Genomic DNA, 578 nt, shown 5'->3' on the forward strand with positions numbered 1-578 from the left:
TTATTTAAGCTGTTAATATTTTTATTTCGTAAAATTAGATTCATCAAATAATATTCTTAAATCTTTTAGCCTTATCTCAGCTGCTTTTTTTGATACGTTGAAATGTCTAGAGAGTCCTACTAGTACGTTATTTACCACAATCTTATTGCATTCTTGCTTATCGTTATAAAGAAATACTTTTCCTCTAGGAGTTAGACCTAACTTTTTATAGATCTCTAGGAAACGCTCTAAGAAAGTCTTTTTAGGCATAAGAATACAAGACGCCAAATAGTTAGCCTGAAACTCTAATTTGCTAATAAATCCATTTCTGTTTGTACTTTCTCCATTCAGATCTTCGTTAAAAAAAGCATCCTTTATCAAGTACCTATCATGGTCTAATAATATATGAGAAATCTCGTGCGCTAATGTAAACCTATCTCTATGCACGTTATCATCGCTCTGTTTGTACAAATAAATCTCTCGTTGAATGAAGTCTATTTTTCCAAGTAATCGTTGGTCGTGATCTGTCACATCTTCAATAATCGTTATATTAGATAAAGCATCAAGCAGGACTATTTTATCTAAATCGACTGAACCAT

Annotated in this window: 1 protein-coding gene; it reads right to left on the bottom strand. The window is 31.5% G+C overall.

The window, feature by feature from the left end; genetic code table 11:
* Positions 1 to 21: 21 nt before the first annotated feature.
* Positions 22 to 578 (bottom strand): ImmA/IrrE family metallo-endopeptidase (locus ACS8FC_RS19450; protein WP_439297997.1); only part of this gene is annotated, 557 nt, incomplete at its 5' end.

It is taken from the genome of Psychrobacter sp. 1Y4, assembly GCF_051847555.1.